The 16,285-nt window shown below is 37.1% G+C and carries 19 protein-coding genes and 2 rRNA genes; 7 read left to right on the forward strand and 14 right to left on the reverse strand.

Annotated elements, in window-relative coordinates; translation table 11 throughout:
- Nucleotides 1–68: 68 nt before the first annotated feature.
- The 5 genes from FG383_RS04325 to FG383_RS04345 all read left to right on the forward strand — a co-directional run bounded on the left by FG383_RS04325 (nt 69) and on the right by FG383_RS04345 (nt 3,441).
- The gene (locus tag FG383_RS04325) at nt 69–1,205 is read left to right on the forward strand and encodes a sensor histidine kinase (RefSeq protein ID WP_142605620.1); all 1,137 of its coding nucleotides are present in this window, start codon (nt 69–71) and stop codon (nt 1,203–1,205) included.
- Complete coding sequence (locus FG383_RS04330; protein ID WP_142605621.1) at nt 1,202–1,801, forward strand: response regulator transcription factor; 600 nt, start codon at nt 1,202–1,204, stop codon at nt 1,799–1,801. Before FG383_RS04325 ends, FG383_RS04330 begins: the two co-directional genes overlap by 4 nt.
- A 105-nt stretch (nt 1,802–1,906) precedes the next feature.
- Nucleotides 1,907–2,434 (forward strand): RNA polymerase sigma factor, encoded by a 528-nt coding sequence (locus FG383_RS04335; protein WP_142605622.1) that lies wholly within the window; start codon nt 1,907–1,909, stop codon nt 2,432–2,434.
- A 2-nt stretch (nt 2,435–2,436) separates the two neighbouring features.
- On the forward strand, nt 2,437–3,183 hold the full coding sequence (locus FG383_RS04340) for a hypothetical protein (protein WP_142605623.1): 747 nt from the start codon (nt 2,437–2,439) through the stop codon (nt 3,181–3,183).
- A 72-nt stretch (nt 3,184–3,255) separates the two neighbouring features.
- A complete protein-coding gene (locus FG383_RS04345; protein ID WP_425467624.1) occupies nt 3,256–3,441 on the forward strand; it encodes a CsbD family protein in 186 nt (61 codons plus the stop codon).
- A 32-nt stretch (nt 3,442–3,473) separates the two neighbouring features.
- Here the strand turns inward: FG383_RS04345 and FG383_RS04350 are convergent, their stop codons facing one another.
- The 7 genes from FG383_RS04350 to FG383_RS04380 all read right to left on the reverse strand — a co-directional run bounded on the left by FG383_RS04350 (nt 3,474) and on the right by FG383_RS04380 (nt 7,937).
- Nucleotides 3,474–4,271, reverse strand: coding sequence for a metallophosphoesterase (locus FG383_RS04350; RefSeq protein ID WP_142605625.1), 798 nt, complete (start codon nt 4,269–4,271; stop codon nt 3,474–3,476).
- Nucleotides 4,272–4,286: 15 nt separating this feature from the next.
- A complete protein-coding gene (locus tag FG383_RS04355) occupies nt 4,287–4,910 on the reverse strand; it encodes an NAD(P)-dependent oxidoreductase (RefSeq protein ID WP_142605626.1) in 624 nt (207 codons plus the stop codon).
- Nucleotides 4,911–5,021: 111 nt separating this feature from the next.
- Nucleotides 5,022–5,273, reverse strand: a complete 252-nt coding sequence (locus tag FG383_RS04360; RefSeq protein ID WP_246096844.1) for a hypothetical protein — start codon at nt 5,271–5,273, stop codon at nt 5,022–5,024.
- 85 nt (nt 5,274–5,358) lie between these two features.
- Complete coding sequence (locus tag FG383_RS04365) at nt 5,359–6,063, reverse strand: CBS domain-containing protein (RefSeq protein WP_142605627.1); 705 nt, start codon at nt 6,061–6,063, stop codon at nt 5,359–5,361.
- 23 nt (nt 6,064–6,086) lie between these two features.
- Nucleotides 6,087–6,872 carry an ABC transporter permease gene (locus FG383_RS04370; RefSeq protein WP_246096845.1) on the reverse strand — a complete coding sequence of 262 codons (786 nt, stop codon included), beginning with the start codon at nt 6,870–6,872 and terminating at the stop codon, nt 6,087–6,089.
- Nucleotides 6,862–7,767 carry an ABC transporter ATP-binding protein gene (locus tag FG383_RS04375; protein ID WP_142605628.1) on the reverse strand — a complete coding sequence of 302 codons (906 nt, stop codon included), beginning with the start codon at nt 7,765–7,767 and terminating at the stop codon, nt 6,862–6,864. Before FG383_RS04375 ends, FG383_RS04370 begins: the two co-directional genes overlap by 11 nt.
- The gene (locus FG383_RS04380) at nt 7,764–7,937 is read right to left on the reverse strand and encodes a PLD nuclease N-terminal domain-containing protein (protein WP_425467625.1); all 174 of its coding nucleotides are present in this window, start codon (nt 7,935–7,937) and stop codon (nt 7,764–7,766) included. The genes FG383_RS04375 and FG383_RS04380 overlap by 4 nt, the downstream gene beginning before the upstream one ends.
- Before the next feature lie 237 nt (nt 7,938–8,174).
- On the opposite strand from FG383_RS04380, the gene FG383_RS04385 reads away from it, so the two are divergent.
- Together FG383_RS04385 and FG383_RS04390 are read left to right on the forward strand one after the other, a co-directional pair.
- Entirely contained in the window at nt 8,175–8,747 is a 573-nt protein-coding gene (locus FG383_RS04385; protein ID WP_142605630.1) for a GNAT family N-acetyltransferase, read from the forward strand.
- A gap of 12 nt (nt 8,748–8,759) precedes the next feature.
- Complete coding sequence (locus FG383_RS04390) at nt 8,760–9,662, forward strand: EamA family transporter (RefSeq protein ID WP_142605631.1); 903 nt, start codon at nt 8,760–8,762, stop codon at nt 9,660–9,662.
- A 62-nt stretch (nt 9,663–9,724) separates the two neighbouring features.
- On the opposite strand, the gene FG383_RS04395 is transcribed toward FG383_RS04390, so the two are convergent.
- From FG383_RS04395 to FG383_RS04425, 7 genes are all read right to left on the reverse strand, one after another.
- Complete coding sequence (locus FG383_RS04395) at nt 9,725–11,017, reverse strand: alpha/beta hydrolase family protein (protein WP_246096847.1); 1,293 nt, start codon at nt 11,015–11,017, stop codon at nt 9,725–9,727.
- A 103-nt stretch (nt 11,018–11,120) separates the two neighbouring features.
- A complete protein-coding gene (locus FG383_RS04400; RefSeq protein WP_142605632.1) occupies nt 11,121–11,522 on the reverse strand; it encodes a hypothetical protein in 402 nt (133 codons plus the stop codon).
- 2 nt (nt 11,523–11,524) lie between these two features.
- On the reverse strand, nt 11,525–13,489 hold the full coding sequence (locus FG383_RS04405; RefSeq protein ID WP_142605633.1) for an MMPL family transporter: 1,965 nt from the start codon (nt 13,487–13,489) through the stop codon (nt 11,525–11,527).
- 74 nt (nt 13,490–13,563) lie between these two features.
- On the reverse strand, nt 13,564–14,931 hold the full coding sequence (locus FG383_RS04410; RefSeq protein WP_142605634.1) for a sensor histidine kinase: 1,368 nt from the start codon (nt 14,929–14,931) through the stop codon (nt 13,564–13,566).
- Nucleotides 14,928–15,605: a response regulator transcription factor gene (locus FG383_RS04415; RefSeq protein ID WP_142605635.1), complete on the reverse strand. Its 678-nt coding sequence runs from the start codon at nt 15,603–15,605 to the stop codon at nt 14,928–14,930. The genes FG383_RS04410 and FG383_RS04415 overlap by 4 nt, the downstream gene beginning before the upstream one ends.
- A gap of 389 nt (nt 15,606–15,994) precedes the next feature.
- Nucleotides 15,995–16,110: ribosomal RNA gene (gene rrf, locus FG383_RS04420) — 5S ribosomal RNA — on the reverse strand.
- 58 nt (nt 16,111–16,168) lie between these two features.
- Nucleotides 16,169–16,285, reverse strand: a 23S ribosomal RNA gene (locus FG383_RS04425); the annotation flags it as partial.

A 16,285-nucleotide genomic window follows, 5' to 3' on the forward strand; every position in this document is an offset into this window, starting at 1 on the left:
GTAAAAACCATTCCACTGTAACGAGGAATGGTTTTTCATTTATAATGAAGAAAAGTGAGGTGCATTCATTGCCAAAATGGTATCAGATTTTTCCAAAGTATCCGTGGCTAAGTATTTACGCATGGGTTGTTTTTTGTATTTTTCCTTTCTTTTTTATTTTTAGATCGAGCACACCAATAGAAATTGTTGTTGGTTTAAGTTTAACTATTATGTTTTTTATAGCATATCGGTTATCGTTCACTTCCACTGGTTGGCCTCTCTATGTATGTACCGCTATTGAAATGGCAATTAGTGTTACGATGACACTCCTTTTTGGATATATTTACTTTTCGATTTTTTTATCCTTTATTATTGGCCATATACAAAACAAAATTAGTTTTTTTATCGTTTATAGCATTCATATAGTTGCTATTATTGTAGCCGTCATTATCGGCTTCTTTGAGCAAACAGAACTTTTTCTATCCCATCTTCCTTTTCTAATTGCTTGCTTAATCGGGGTAATATTATTACCGTTCAACACTTATAACCGAAATAAGCGAGAATTATTAGAAGGACAGCTAGAAGATGCACAGAAGCGCATTTCTCAATTTATCATTATAGAAGAAAGAGAACGAATTGCGCGAGATTTACATGATACGCTCGGACAAAAACTTTCGCTCATCGGGTTAAAAAGTGACTTGGCAGGTCGGCTCCTTGAAAAAAATCCACAAGCAGCCAAAAACGAGATTCATGATATTAACCAAACAGCACGTTCTGTTTTGAAAGAAGTACGAGAACTCGTTGCAAATATGCGTGGTAACAAACTGGAAGATGAACTCTTCCGAGTGAAACAAATACTACTTGCGGCCGAGATTTCCTGCAAAATAAGCGGAACACTAGAACTGAGAAATACCCCGTTACTTGTCGAAAATGTGCTTAGCATGTGTTTAAAAGAGGCAGTGACAAATGTAGTCAAACATAGCGGTGCTACTTCATGTTCCATTTCGATTAAACAATCTACAAAAGAAACATTGCTTAAAGTACATGATAACGGCACCGGGATTGACACGAAAAAAGATTGGTCAAAAGGCCACGGCCTTCGTGGTATAAAAGAAAGATTAGATTTTGTGAATGGCAGTTTAGACATTCATGAAAAGAATGGTACAACACTTAATATACGTGTTCCTATTGTGATTCAACAAATGAGACAGGGGGAAGAAACATGATACGGATTGTCATTGCAGAAGATCAACGAATGGTACTTGGTGCTTTAGGTTCACTTTTAGATTTGGAAGAGGATATGAAAGTTGTAGGTAAAGCAAATAATGGGGAAGAGGCCTTGAATTTAATCGAACAGCTGCAGCCTGATATCTGTATCATGGATATTGAGATGCCGGTTAAAAGTGGGTTAGATGCTGCTGAACAATTAAAAGAAAATAATTGTAAGGTCATTATTTTAACTACTTTTGCACGATCAGGCTATTTTGAGCGCGCACGAAAAGCCGGAGTAAGTGGCTATTTACTGAAGGATAGCCCAAGTGAAGAACTTGCGAATTCCATCCGCATCATTATGGACGGTCGTCGCATTTATGCACCGGAGCTAGTCGATATTGCGTATGAAGGAGAGAATCCGCTAACAGAACGTGAGAGCCAAGTACTGGCACTAATTGCGAACGGAAAAAATACAAAAGAAATTGCAAAAGAACTGTTTATCACTACCGGCACTGTTCGTAACTATATTTCCGTTATTTTAGATAAATTAGATGTAGGTAATCGAATAGAAGCGATTGCCAGGTTTAAAGAAAAAGGTTGGTTTAAATAATCATTCACACTGCTTAAAGTAATTACTTTGAGCAGTTTTTTTATTTCCACTAAACTTTTTGCCTCTTACAAGGGTATATATAAGTGAAAGGAGTGAAACAGCCTCATGCATGAAGATATTATAAAGGATATTAAAAAAGGAAATAGAGATGCATTTCGGCATCTTTACGATGAATATGCTGGATATGCTATACGAACGGCAAAAGCGATTACTCGGGACGATGAGCTAGCAAAAGATGCAGTGCAAGAAGCTTTTATTCGTGTATATCGTAATATATCTTCTTATAATCCAACACTTTCTTTTGGCGCTTGGTTTTACCGGATTTTAGTCAATGAATGCAATCGACTGTTAAATAAAGAGAAGAAAACAATACCTATCGATATTTTGTTAATGGAGAATAACCCACAACTAATGGAGCATTCCAAAGAAAATGTCTCCGATTTATATGGAGTCATTCAACATATGGCGGACTTATACCGAATTCCACTTCTTCTGAAGTATATAAGAGGTTTTACTGAAAAGGAAATTGCAGATATTTTGAATTTAAATCAAAACACCGTAAAGTCAAGGCTTTTTAACGGGAGGAACTTGTTAAAAGAGCAACTTAGCCTTATGGAAATGGAGGGAAAGTAAATATGGACCATATGGATGAGCGTATTAAAAAAGAAATAATGGAACATACAGACGATTCGATAGATCAGCTAAAAGACGATATTTGGAATCAATTAGATCAAGAGCTTTTTCAAGAAAAAAGCAGAAGGGAAAAACAAATGAAAAAGAAATCTAAAGCTATTCCGATTATTATTGCTGCTGCCGCTGGGGTAATGATATTGTTTAGCACACAAACTGATACAGGAATGGCATTCATTAAACAAATAAAAGATATATTCGTACCCGAAAAAGAAATGATTCAAAGTATTGAAGGTACAGAAGAACCAACAGATGTTGTTCTCCAAGAAGGCAAAGATGCAGAATACATCATTTACATGGATGAAGAACGATACAAACTGATAAAAGGTGAAAACGCTGATATTATTACAACAAAAGAGCCTTTAGAGGAAAGATATCCGGAAGTTTCAATGAAAATTGAACAATTTAAAGAACTTACACCAGAAGAGATAATTGCTACAAAAGAAACGGAGCTTGCTTCGGAATATTCCAAAGTGACTACAACGGAAGTAGTAACTGATCCGGTAGAAGGTTATAAACTGCATGCGATTGATGGAGGCACACAGTGGGATAGTCCCGTTACAAACGTATATGTAGTAGACAATAAAAACGGTGGAAGCTTTGTTATTACAGAGAAGTATTTTCTGGAAGCTGCAGAAGGTCATGGGGCAAGATTCTACGCAATGTTGCAGGAATTTGAGATTGTGGAGTAAATTATAGATAGTTTCATATTGATTTCAATGGGGTATATAGCTAATAGAACCGTAATTTGAGGAGGAATACACATGAGTGGATTATCGGACAAATTAAAAGGTACTGTCAACAAAGTCAAAGGCGAAGCAAAAGATCAAATTGGAAATGCAACCGATGACATGAAGTTACAAGCTGAAGGTAAGCTTGATAAACTAAAAGGCGAAGCCCAACAAGAATTTGGAGAATTTAAAGAACGATTGGATAGTAAAGATAAGTAGTAACAAGCCTCCTACAAAATGTAGGGGGCTTGTTATGTAGCTTTCAAAGTAACTACCACTATTTCCGGTGTATTAAACACCCTTACCGGAATTACGCTATTACCGAGTCCTCTACTAACAATCATTTTCGTATCAGACTCTTCATATACACCTGCTGTGTACTTCGGAAATAATCCTTGTCCAGGTGCAACTAACCCACCTAGACCAGGGAAGCGGAATTGACCACCATGCGCATGTCCCGAAAATACAAGATCCATTCCATGATCTACATAATCCTGAAACGTTTCTGGACGATGCGATAAAACCAATGTGTAGGCATCCAACTCATCGAACTTACTCAACGCCTCCCCGACGGGTACCCCATTTAAAGGGTCCTCAATTCCTATAATACGCAACTGCTCTCCATCTTTTTCAATTGTCGTTTCTTCATTTGATAATACGATTACACCTAAACTAACCAATGAAGCTTTAATATGATCCACGTCATTTGTAGCAATTTCATGGTTACCCGTCACATAATAAACAGGCGCAAGCGAAATAATTTGCCTCACCACATCTAAACTATTTTCCAAATCATATCGATTACTATCTATCAAATCTCCCGTCAGGAAAATAAGATCTGGCGCTGCATTTCGCACTTTTTTCGCAAGCTTTTCTTGATTCTCTCCAAACGTTGCATCATGTAAATCAGAAATTTGCACAATTTTTAGTCCATCAAATACAGTAGGAATTTTAGCTGACTCCACTGTAATATTTGTTGTTTTAATCGCATTATTCCCTATGTATAATGCGATTGCTATGACGATTAATCCTACTAACCATTTTTTCATTTATTTTCTCCTAAATTACTCTGGACTCATAATACCTACTCTATAACCTATATGTTTATTCTCGATCAATTCATTATATGCAAATACAGCTGTATCTCCCGTTGTCGTTCGAGTTGCTCCTACCGGTAACATATCTCGTTCAATTATATATGCATTGGTTACAACACCAGTAGGCAAATACGTTGGACAAACAATTGTCCAATCTAGGGATGATTGGCTTAACATATGAAACACACGATGATGTTCTTTTGCGGCAACCTTCGATCTTTGTTTTGACTCGGATGATTCGTAACGAAGAAGCTCCGGCTCTACCCTACTTGTTAGAATTCCAGCAGTTCCGATCGTTATGATCCGATGGATTTTCTGTTTTTTCATTGCAATAATAATATGTGAAATTGACTCTGTTAATACAGTCGTCTGATCCGTTCCCAGGGCACTTATCACTGCATCTGCATTTTCTAATGTACGTTCTATATCCATTGCCAATCTTGCATCCCCTTGTAGGACGGTCAATCTATCATGAGGTTGCACCTTCTCGGAATCCCTTACAAGCGCAGTTACTTCTATATTGTTTTGCAAAAGTAATAAAAGAATGTCTCTTCCAACACGTCCAGTAGCCCCAAACAAAGCAATTTTCATTTTAAACTCACTCCTTGTTCATAATTATATCAAATGTAAAAAAAGTATCCTTGTATTTAGCTACAAGAATACTTTTTCATGTCGAATTATGTTATTTCCCGGGAAATTATTCTAATAGGATCTCATAGAAAAAAATAGTGCAAAAATAACTCCATAAAAAATAATAATGAGCACAATACTAATAGCCATCCAAATAAGTGATGCACGAGCATAGTTACGACGTTTGTCTGGACTTCCAAATCCCCAGACAAAAAGCATGACGATGTTCACGATTGGGATAATCATAATAAGCATCGTAATGAGCCACTCTCCTACTGACATCTCACCGGCTGGCTGTTGTTGAAACTTTTCATGCTCTTCCAATATTAGTCCTCCTTTTCCCTTCATACACTTCCATTTTATTTGGAATCGTACTAGAAAAGACGACTTTTGGAGAAAATTCACTCGATTATTTTATTTTCATCAAACTCATCGGTGTCACAATTCCGATCAGTTTGTTATTTGGCTTTCCATCCTCCGTTATAAGCAGGGCTTCCAAACGACGTCCTCTCGTTACCGCTTCCTTAAAAATTTCCAATGCTTCATAAACAGATTCCTGCTTAGCGACAAATTGATGATTTTCCCTGTCGTTTTCATGTGCAAGAATTTCGCCTAATGTCGCGCGTGATCTAGAAAAGTCTTTAGACTCCACCATGCTAGCCATCCACATTGTAATACCTACGGGTGTGATTAACCCTTTAAACTGCGTACCATCATACACTGGAAATTGGTTATACTTTTTGTCTTTAATTACTTTTAACGCATAACTTAAGGAATCCGTTTTTTGAAACATTGTCACATTCGTTCGAAACATGCTGCCGACAGTTACAGGGGTCTTCAGTGCCGTTTCAATTTCTTCCATTTTTAGGACAATATCTTCGTGTGGTTCTGCAATTGCAAACTCCATTGAAGTACGATTATGAACGATTGCATTCCGAAGATCGCCGTATTCACGCAAATCCGCTTCATATTTTCTTATTACTGCATTCTTTTTTTTCGCATAATCGATCAGTCGAAAAAACGCCATATGCTCCTGCGTTCCGATAACATCTTTCATTAGTTGGTCTATTCGATTATATGCTGTTACAAATCGATCTGAATTGCGAGTCGGCATTTTTTTCACCTCGAAATAGTTTTTTATATTTTCGTTTTAGAAATATTTCTTTTAGCAAAATAAACTGCTCCGAAAATCAGTAATACAATCGCTAATAAAGTAATGATTAAACTCCATATAAATGGCTTTTTATCCACGCTACCATTTAATACATACCCTGCATACATAGGTATTTTCCAGGGAGAAATTGTCCAGTAAGCTCCAAGCAAAGCATCGATAAACTGAACAAATAAAACAAGTGCAAGTGAAATTATGGAAGCTATTGCAGTCGAAAATGCCGCACTTGTGAATAGGACAATACTAACGACAAACAATAACCATACGATGTACGTTCCAAGAAATCCTACAAACGCTCCGACATCCACTGCACCGAAAAGAACATTCGTATAATATAAATTCGCCAGTAGTCCAAGTATGACACTACCAACCACTAGTATGCACATTATACTTAATTTACTATACACATAGCTTGTATAGGAAATAGGTCGGACATATAAAAACGTTGCAGTACCGTTCTTCCGCTCCCTTGAAATAATTCCTGCAAATCCAAGCGTTATGACTAACATGCCGATAAACTGGTACTGACTTACCGTCGACATAACAATTTGCTCTGGTGTGAACTCAGGAAATGGAAAAACAGTTCCTTCTGGCATATTCCCTACTGCATTTAAAATTTGTGGTAAATAATAATTAGTCAACGGCTCCGTAATACCAAACAACAAAAATACAAGAGGAATCCACAATATTTTAAAATTACGTACATTTTCTCTCCACTCTTTTTGAAATAATATCGAAAAATTACTCACCATTATTCACCACCTGTAAAAAGATTTCTTCTAAACTAGCCGTCGCTCGCTCTACTTTTAATAAACTTAAATGACTTTCTGCAAGTACATGTAGTACTTCGTTCATAACTGGTTTTTCCTCTTCTATATGGATAAAAGCAATCGAATCTTCCTGTCTAGCGGGCCAAGGAGAAATTTCCACAAACTTTGCTGCTTCCTCAGTAGAAATGAAATAAATTTTATACATTGGGTTTGCATATTTTTCCCGCACTTCTTGCATAGATCCTTGCTCCACTAATTTACCTTTTCGCAAAAACACTAATTGATCCGTCATTTCCTCTGCGTCATTTAAAATATGAGTCGAATATAAAATGGTCGTTGTTGTTTGTAATTCTTTTAGTAAATTCATTATTTCTCGTCTGCCTATAGGATCTAATGCGGATACTGGTTCATCTAATAGTAATAATGAAGGTTTATGCACGATTGCTTGTGCAAGTCCTAGTCGTTGTTTCATTCCCCCGGAAAACGTCCCCGTCTTTTTGTTTTTTGCATCTCCAAGCCCTACAAATTCAAGCGTTTTTTCTGCTTCTTGTTTTGCTATTTTTGCATCGACACCACTTAACTTTGCGGCCATTTCCGTAAATTCAAGCGCAGTTAACCAAGAGTAAAACTTAGGATATTGCGGTAAGAAACCGATTACCTTTTGAATATCTTCTGTTATTTCTCCATCAAATACAATCGTTCCAGCACTTTGTTTTAATAATCCTGCTAGCATCGACAAAGTCGTTGTTTTCCCTGCTCCATTTGGTCCGATTAGTGCCGTTGACGTATTTTTGAGTAATGAAAAGGTTAGACTATCTACCGCTTTTTCTTTTCCATATTCCTTCGTTAAGTCTTGCATATGAAGTAATGTTTTCATTCATTTCGTCTCCCTATGATGAAATAGATAATTGGTCCGATTAAATTCCCTAATACAATGATCAATGCCCATAGCCATTTAGGTCCATTTGTATTACTTACTCTGATTAAATCAATAATAGCAACAAGCATTAATATAAATTGGATAACCACTAGTGGCAATATGAGCATCCACGGTATCGATTCGAAGTCCACTGTCATTCCTCCTTTTTTGTTTTCTTCTATTCTACTACATATAGAACAAAAAGGTTTCAAAATTTTTTTACTTCTACTATGAATTTAGATAAAGTTGATTTCCACCGCTTAACTTCAACCAGCAAAGACCAACAGGACACAGCTCATTTCCTCTATCATAGGCGCTTACGCTTTTGTTCTGTTATAATATTTCATTGGGAAGGTGGATGAACAATGAACATTTCTATTAGAAAAGCACGTAAAGAAGATGCCCGGGAAGCGGTTCCACTAATTATGGAAGCCATCGGGGATATCGCAATGCATATTACGGGAGAAACAGAGAAAACAAAAGTAACGGAAGAATTCGAGCATTTGTTTACTCGGACGGATAATCGACATTCTTATTTATATACGTATATTGCTGAAATGGAAGGTTCAGTTGCTGGCGTGCTTGTGTTTTATTCGGCTGAACAGGCTACTACTCTCGATGCAAATTTGGAAGAATATCTATCCAATAAAAAAGGAACTGCAGTTAAAATAGATCCCGAAACATTACCTGGGGAATGGTATGTAGATACCGTAGTAGTCAATCCTACTTATCGTGGCCAAGGTATTGGTACGAAGCTTTTAAATTACGCCGAGCAATTAGTAAAAAGCTTCGGAGGCGGCAAGCTATCTTTAAATGTAGAAACAGAAAAATATGCCGCAATAAGCTTGTATAATCGGCTAAGTTTTGATAATGTATGTCCTTGGACAATTATCGGCGAACCTTTTTATCATATGGTGAAAACGGTAAAGGCTGATTAAAGGAGAAATTTTATGAAATTATGGATTTACCCATTGATGGTTGTTTTTGCGGCCAGTTGTTATGGGACTTTATCGACAATGGTAAAACTCGCAATTGGGGACGGGTATTCAGCCTCTGAAGCGATTTCTAGTCAATATATTGTAGGATTTATATTAGCTTTCATTTTATATCTGATTACTCAACGAAAACTTCCACGTTTATATGGAGGCTTTAAAATTATTTTATTAGCAGGTTTGTTTACCGCTACTACAGGAATTGTTTACGGGATGTCACTTATATACTTGCCTGCCTCTCTAGCAGTTGTTATGCTATTCCAATTTACATGGATTGGAACGCTAATCGATTGTATTTTGAGAAAACGATTGCCAACAAGACCTGAAGTTATTTCGCTCATTATTTTATTTATTGGAACGATTTTAGCGGCTGGTGTTCTTGATGTTGATTTGAGTGGAATCGACTGGAGAGGTTGGGTTTATGGTTTTGCCGCTGCTGTGTCATTCTCCTTAAATATGAATGTTAACACGAAGCAAGTCGAAGGTATGAATACAACAACTCGTCTATTATTCGTCTCTTTTATCGCAATGATTATGATCGCCTTCTTCCAAAGTCCAGAAATTATTTGGAATGGAAAACTATTTACAGAACCATTACTGTTTTATGGACTGGCTCTCGGATTATTAGGTATCATTATTCCAATTTACTTCTTTGTAATTGCGGTACCTAAAGTGGGTGGGGCGGTTTCTTCTATACTAAGTGCGATGGAGTTACCCGTTGCCGTAATTGTTTCAGTACTCGTATTAAGCGAAGCACTATCATGGCTACAAGTTCTAGGAATAGTCGTGATTTTAGTTGGTATGTGTATTCCTACGCTCGCTGGAATTCGTAGAAACAAAAAACGACAAACTGCTTTATAAGTTAATAGGAATAAAAAAGAGTCTAATTCCTACTAGAATTTAGACTCTTTTTTATTCAAATATTACTTCACATGTACTTCCAAGAATTCGACTATACCATCTATTAAGCCTGTAGCTAATGGAAGGTCTGGATTGGAATAGGTAGCAATATTTCCTTCTCGGTCTGCAGGGGCTTCTTTCAATATATGATTCATCTTATCTACAATGAGCAAATCAGAATCTTTTTTTGCTTCATGTAATAGCTCTGCATCTTTTACTGGGACTTGAATATCTAAATTCCCATTCACTAGCAGTATTGGTTTATTTAACTTTTGTAGCTGTTCAGCCGGGTCATATTGTAGCCAAGATATCATATATGGTTGAACTGATTGGCGGAATAAGCTTTGTAACTCCGAGCTAACCGTTTTCACTTGCTCACCTTGTTTTAATTTTTCAAGAATATTCGTTGATTCTTCCATAAGGTTTGCTGGAAATTGTGCTTTCAGTTGTTCCAGAAGTACTTGTTCAATAGGTCTTCCAGCTCCAGCAATGGAAATGAACGCATCTGCGTTTGCTTTTTGGCTAGCCACCATTCCAATTAAAGAACCTTCACTATGACCGATTATTCCAACCTTCGAAAAGCGTTCATCTTCCTTTGCAAATTGGACCCATGCAGCAGCATCATCAATGTATTGGTCAAATCGTAAATCTTCTTCCTTGCCAGCTAAGCTTGCATTTTTTCCAACTCCCCGCTTGTCGTAACGAATAGTTGCCACGCCTTCTGCCGCTAAATCCTCCGCAAGCATTTTCAAACTATTGTTTTTTCCAGGTAATGCAATTGAATTTCCATTTCGATCAGTGGGACCAGAACCAGCAATGATCACCATAACTGGAAAAGGACCTTCTCCTGAAGGAATTTCTAGTTGGCCAGACATTGCTCCACCCTCTACCTTCACTTCCACTAGACGATCTTTTTCTACTTCCTCTTCTTTACTTCCCCTCACTATTTCAAAAGGGAAAGTCTGTCCTTGCTGCGTAAAAGTTCCCGTAATCTTTTCTTTTTCGACTTTACCATCAAACGTTAACTTTTGTCCTTGAATATTCATATCAAACAATACGTCTGATCCATTTAACTCCGTATTTGATAGCGGATAATCGTTTAGACCTTGTACTGGAATACTAATCATCCCTTTGTCCGCTTCGAATTCAACGACAATTGGAAGCGGTTGTTCCGGAATATTAATAGACCCTTCCCATACACCTTCTATGCTTTCTAGTGAACCCATCTCTGTTGCCTCCTCTTTTTCCTTACTACACGCAGCAAGTAATAAAAAGACCATGGCTATTGAAGTAAAAATAATTGCTAGTTTCTTCATACAATCCCTCCATCTTTGTTCTATAACTAATATAACAAAGGCGGATCACAGAGTAAAGATTAGTGAATTCTACTAAGTTAAAATAAAAAAGCAGAAGCGCAGATTAAACCGCGCTTCTACCTTTTTCTACTCTAAAGGTCACCAAAACAAATATCGCAAAGCTTATTAACAATATAGTTCCACCTACAATATACGCAATAAGCGCAAACGTTTCATCCATATTAAATGGCTGTATAAACTGTAAATACATCCCTAATGTCAATCCAACTGCTCCAATAATGGCAGCCCAACCATGAACAGCTACTAACTTAGGGGATTTAATCTTATACAATCTATAAAACAGACCATATACAAATAGCGACAACCATCCGACCAGTAAAATATGTGCATGAATTGGGCGAAGTGCGTAAGATCCTGCCCCTGCCATATGAGAACCTAGATAAGCTCCTAGTAACCCAAATATTGCTCCTGCACGTATTAATCGTAAACTCCATCTTTCTTGCATCTTCATTTCCCCCTCTTTGTAATCGTTAATAACGCTGGTAATAATAATGGCCGAACGATAAACGTATCCAACAGCACACCAACTGCGACAGCAAAACCAAATAGTTTTAGCTCCATGACTGGCTGCGATATTAAAACGGCAAATGTAGCAGCAAGTATTAGCCCTGCCGAAGAAATAACACTGCCTGTTTTTTCAACCGCTTTCGCAATTGCTTCTAGTTCGCCATACTGTTTTCGTTCTTCTTTCAACCTACTCATTAACATGATCGAGTAGTCCACACCTAGTGCTACTAAAAATACAAATGTGTAAAGGGGGATTCGATAACTAAAAGACGTATACCCGAAGAGCACGTCGAAAATCCAAGTAGAGAATCCTAAAGCCGCTCCGAATGACAATAAAATAGAAAACATCATCAACAAAGATGCTCGAATCGATCTCGTTTGGAATGCAAGCATTAATCCAATCAATATCGTCATTAACCCCATTACGAGTAATGTATCGCTATTATTAATATCCCGGATATCCACTTGTTTCACTGTCTCTCCACTTACTAAAACATGTTGATCTTTCCATTCATCTCTAATCATTTCTACTTCATTCAAAGCTTCTTTGCTATAAGGATTTGCATTTAATATTATGGAAAACTGCGTGTATATATCACTTTCTGAAGTCGAAGGGCGCACTTGGCTTACAAGTGGTCTCTCTTCTAACTTCTCTTGAATAGCCGCTATTACTTTCTCGTCTTTTGATTTTACTAGAATCGTTGTTGGTGCTATTTCACCTTCTGAAAATGCTTCTCCTAGCTTTGTAAAACCTTCTCTTGAAGATAACTCTTCTGGGAAAGATGCCAACAAATCATATGAATAGACGATTGTTGTTGCATGCCATGTGCCAATACCAAGTAGAAGGAGTATCGGTATCGCTACTTTCCATGGATTTTTCGTACTTACATTTCCCGCATTTGCCCAAAGCTTCGTTGTTTTTTCTTTCTTTTTCGGTGTTTTTACTACTGCAAACAAAGCTGGCAATAAAGTCAGTCCCGCGACCAACATAATAATGACCGCAATCGCAAACACCGGTGCGAAATTACGATAAGGCTCATATATCGCAAATGCAAGAGTTGCTACTCCCGCTAAAATAGTTCCACCACTAAACAGAATAGTTTCACGGGTTTTAGCAAGTGCCACTTTCATATCCTGTTCTTCTTTATAACGTGCGTACAAAAGCAGCGAATAATCGGTAATGACCGCAAACAATAAAATCATCATAATTGATAGGGCCTGGTTTTCAATTGTAATAGATGTAAACTTACCAGTAAGGCCAATTAATCTATCCACTACCCCATACACAATTCCTGCTCCAATCAGTGGAATGATGGCAAGGATAAATGAACGATAAATAACGATTAGTAGGATAAAAATAATCCCTACTGTTGCTAAAAGTAAAACGACATCAGCCTGTGAAAATAGCTCAATTGTATCACTTGCTATACCAGCCGGTCCCGTATAATAAATAGTAAAACCTGCCGGGATAATGTCAGATACATTCTTTTTAATTTCTTTCACTTGTGAGTGAATTTCTTTACTTTCTAATTGCCCTTCTAATATTAAAGGAATAAAGAATGTTTTTTTATCCTCAGAAACAAATGAAGCACGATGTTCCATAGGTATTTCTGAAAACTTCGGTATACCCGTATAATTCTTCTCCATTAATGTGAGAATGCTTTGTATTTCCTCATCTGTAGCACCTTTATCTTTTTCAAAAACTATTAAGAGGGGTATCCCCTCACTACTAGTGAAATTTTCTTTTACTACTTTATCCGCTTGAATGGATAAAGCTGTTTCCGGAAGACCAGCATTTTTGGATGTACTTGCAACTTCTTTACTTGATGGTGCAAGAAAAGAAAGTAATCCTACGATCACTAACCAACTCGTTAATGTTATAAGCCAAGTACGCTTGTTTTTCATTTCGCTTCCCCCTTTAAGATTTCCTTACAGGGGTAACTATACAAGTCGAAAGTGAACAGAAGATGAACGGATGATTACATCTTCTTTAGTTGGATACTTACCTTTGTTCCGTGAGGTTCCACATTTTCAAATGCAAGCATGCCATTATGCGATTGAATGACTTCTTTTACAATAGCCAGCCCTAACCCACTTCCCTCAATTTGGGTAGATCTTGCCTCGTCTTCTCGATAAAATCGTTCTGTCCATTGCCCATAGTCTGTATTTTTGTTCCCAATACCAGTGTCCTGTATGGTAACTTGCACATATTCCGGCGTTTCGGACATTCCAATTTGTATCTCTCCAGGAGAAAAGTTGTATTTAATCGCATTAGAAACGAGATTTTCCCAAACATACTCTAACATTTCTTTATCTCCCATTACCTCTCGCTTTTTCAATTGCAATTGGATTGAAATATTTTTTTCGTCTAGCAACCATCTAAATTTTAAGACAACTTGCTTTAGCTGTTCATCAAGTTGAAATGACTCTTTTTTCGTTCGAGTATTTGCTTGATCGAATGAAGTAAGCAATAATAACTGCTTCATTAAACCTGATAAACGCTTAGCCTCTTTTCGAATGATTTCTGCGTAATTTCCATTTAGCTCTCCGTTTTCAAGCAAAGCAGCATATCCTTGTATATTTAATAACGGCGTTTGAAAATCATGAGATACCCTAGCTATAAACTCTTTTTTATAGCGGTCGCTGGCTTCCAATTGCTTGACCATATTTCTGAAGCTGTCTGCCAATTGACCAATTTCATCTCGTTGATTCACAAGAATCGGTACTTGGAAATCTTCGTTCGCAATTTTTTTCGTTGCAACCGTGAGTTTTGTTAGCGGATCAATCATCCTCTTAGCAACAATCAGCATCGCAATAATACTAATGATAATCATTGCACCAGCAAGACCCCCTAATAGTAAATGAATTTCATTGAATAGAAATTTTATATTTGGCCTTTGAAAAAGTGCATATTTTTTCTGATCATATGTGAAGGGAACTCCGACCGTATTCGTTAATTCGTTTGAAAAATATCCAGTTATAAACGTCTCTTTCGGAAACTCTCGCATCCCATGATATACCTCGCCATTTAAAACCCCATTCACAATAGAATCATTCATTTCTCGAACCCTGAAATCACCGCCATAGAACCGCTCTAGGCCATCTTCATTTACGATGTATATTTGATACCCCGCGTCTCCCATCGTCTGTAGAAATGGCGTTATGCTGTCTAGATTAGACGATTCGATAAGCTCTACTATGGAATTGGCTACTTCTACGTTTTTTTCATCATTTTTCTCTTTTAAATTTTGATGATAAAACGTATTTACAATCATGAAACCAATTGTCCCACTGGCAAACATAATAAGGAGTGTCATCCAGACAAATTTACTATATAAAGTTTTCATGTATGCGTTCCTTCTAATTTATATCCAATTCCCCGAACTGTCTTAATCTGTACATCTGCTTGCGTTTTAGCTAAACGTTCACGTATTCGTTTGATATGTACACTTAATGTTTGTTCTTCCCCTTCAAAATCGATTCCCCAAACAGTTTCGATCAATTGATCACGAGTGAATACTTGGTTTGGTTTTGAGGCAAGCTTTGACAGCAATTCAAATTCCTTTAAAGGTAAAACTAGTAACTCTTCTCCTATTTGCACCTCAAAGCTCTTTCTATTGATCAACATATTTCCTACTTGTATATTGGCATCACTTGTTTTATCGTATCTTCTTAATATTGCACGGATACGAAATAATAATTCTTTCGGTTCAAATGGTTTTACTAAATAATCATCTGATCCTGCTAAGTATCCTTTTTCTTTATCTTCCAAGCCACCTTTTGCTGTTAGTAATAAAACAGGAAAGTCATACTGCTCTCGAATAATTTTAGTTAAAGTCAAACCATCCATCTCTGGCATCATCACGTCAACTATTGCTAGATCAGGCATTTCTTTCTCAATTAAAGCTAATCCTTCTTTCCCGTTCTCAGCTTTTACAACACGATACCCGGTGTTCGATAAAAAAATAGAGATTAACTCTAACGTATGCATATCGTCATCTACCGCCAATATTACAACCACACTGGAGCCCTCCTCTTCTATCTATAATTGTGTCCGCCAAAAAACTGCATGACAACATGCACATCTTAATACTTAATTAGTCTAATAGCAAGTAACAAAAGGCTATGTATAAAGCAAACAAATGAATACTCTTTACTGGATGAGATGATTTATTTTAAAGAAGTTTGGAGATAAATGGCTTAGCGCAATCAAGAGTATTATATAAGCAACTAGTTGTATTGATTGAGCAACCATCTTTATAGCAAGGGCAACCAGTTTACCTTTGAAAGCAACTAAATATAGATAATCTATTTTTTTATTACATTTAATAGTAATTATTTCTTAACAGAGGTAAATTATTATACAAAAAAAGTCGTTACCGATTACTCGGTAACGACTTTTTTATTAGTGCCCAGCGACGTCCTACTCTCACAGGGGGAAACCCCCAACTACCATCGGCGCAAAAGAGCTTAACTTCCGTGTTCGGTATGGGAACGGGTGTGACCTCTTTGCCATCATCACTAGACGATGAGTGTTTGTTCACTCAAAACTGGATAAACGACATTTTCAACAGATAAATACATTTGGTTAAGTCCTCGATCGATTAGTATTCGTCAGCTGCACGTGTCGCCACGCTTCCACCCCGAACCTATCTACCTCATCGTCTTTGAGGGATCTTACTTACTTGCGTAATGGGAAAT

Source organism: Psychrobacillus soli, from assembly GCF_006861775.1.
In the GTDB taxonomy this organism is placed as follows: Bacteria; Bacillota; Bacilli; order Bacillales_A; family Planococcaceae; genus Psychrobacillus; species Psychrobacillus soli.

Coding starts and splice junctions, on each gene's coding strand:
- FG383_RS04370 (WP_246096845.1), bottom strand. CDS start 6,872: ATGGTGAGTAATTTTTCGATATTATTTCAAAAAGAGTGGAGAGAAAAT.
- FG383_RS04385 (WP_142605630.1), top strand. CDS start 8,175: ATGAACATTTCTATTAGAAAAGCACGTAAAGAAGATGCCCGGGAAGCG.
- FG383_RS04350 (WP_142605625.1), bottom strand. CDS start 4,271: ATGAAAAAATGGTTAGTAGGATTAATCGTCATAGCAATCGCATTATAC.
- FG383_RS04335 (WP_142605622.1), top strand. CDS start 1,907: ATGCATGAAGATATTATAAAGGATATTAAAAAAGGAAATAGAGATGCA.
- FG383_RS04345 (WP_425467624.1), top strand. CDS start 3,256: ATGAGTGGATTATCGGACAAATTAAAAGGTACTGTCAACAAAGTCAAA.
- FG383_RS04330 (WP_142605621.1), top strand. CDS start 1,202: ATGATACGGATTGTCATTGCAGAAGATCAACGAATGGTACTTGGTGCT.
- FG383_RS04340 (WP_142605623.1), top strand. CDS start 2,437: ATGGACCATATGGATGAGCGTATTAAAAAAGAAATAATGGAACATACA.
- FG383_RS04375 (WP_142605628.1), bottom strand. CDS start 7,767: ATGAAAACATTACTTCATATGCAAGACTTAACGAAGGAATATGGAAAA.
- FG383_RS04405 (WP_142605633.1), bottom strand. CDS start 13,489: ATGAAAAACAAGCGTACTTGGCTTATAACATTAACGAGTTGGTTAGTG.
- FG383_RS04390 (WP_142605631.1), top strand. CDS start 8,760: ATGAAATTATGGATTTACCCATTGATGGTTGTTTTTGCGGCCAGTTGT.
- FG383_RS04410 (WP_142605634.1), bottom strand. CDS start 14,931: ATGAAAACTTTATATAGTAAATTTGTCTGGATGACACTCCTTATTATG.
- FG383_RS04395 (WP_246096847.1), bottom strand. CDS start 11,017: ATGAAGAAACTAGCAATTATTTTTACTTCAATAGCCATGGTCTTTTTA.
- FG383_RS04400 (WP_142605632.1), bottom strand. CDS start 11,522: ATGCAAGAAAGATGGAGTTTACGATTAATACGTGCAGGAGCAATATTT.
- FG383_RS04380 (WP_425467625.1), bottom strand. CDS start 7,937: ATGCTCATATTGCCACTAGTGGTTATCCAATTTATATTAATGCTTGTT.
- FG383_RS04355 (WP_142605626.1), bottom strand. CDS start 4,910: ATGAAAATTGCTTTGTTTGGGGCTACTGGACGTGTTGGAAGAGACATT.
- FG383_RS04365 (WP_142605627.1), bottom strand. CDS start 6,063: ATGCCGACTCGCAATTCAGATCGATTTGTAACAGCATATAATCGAATA.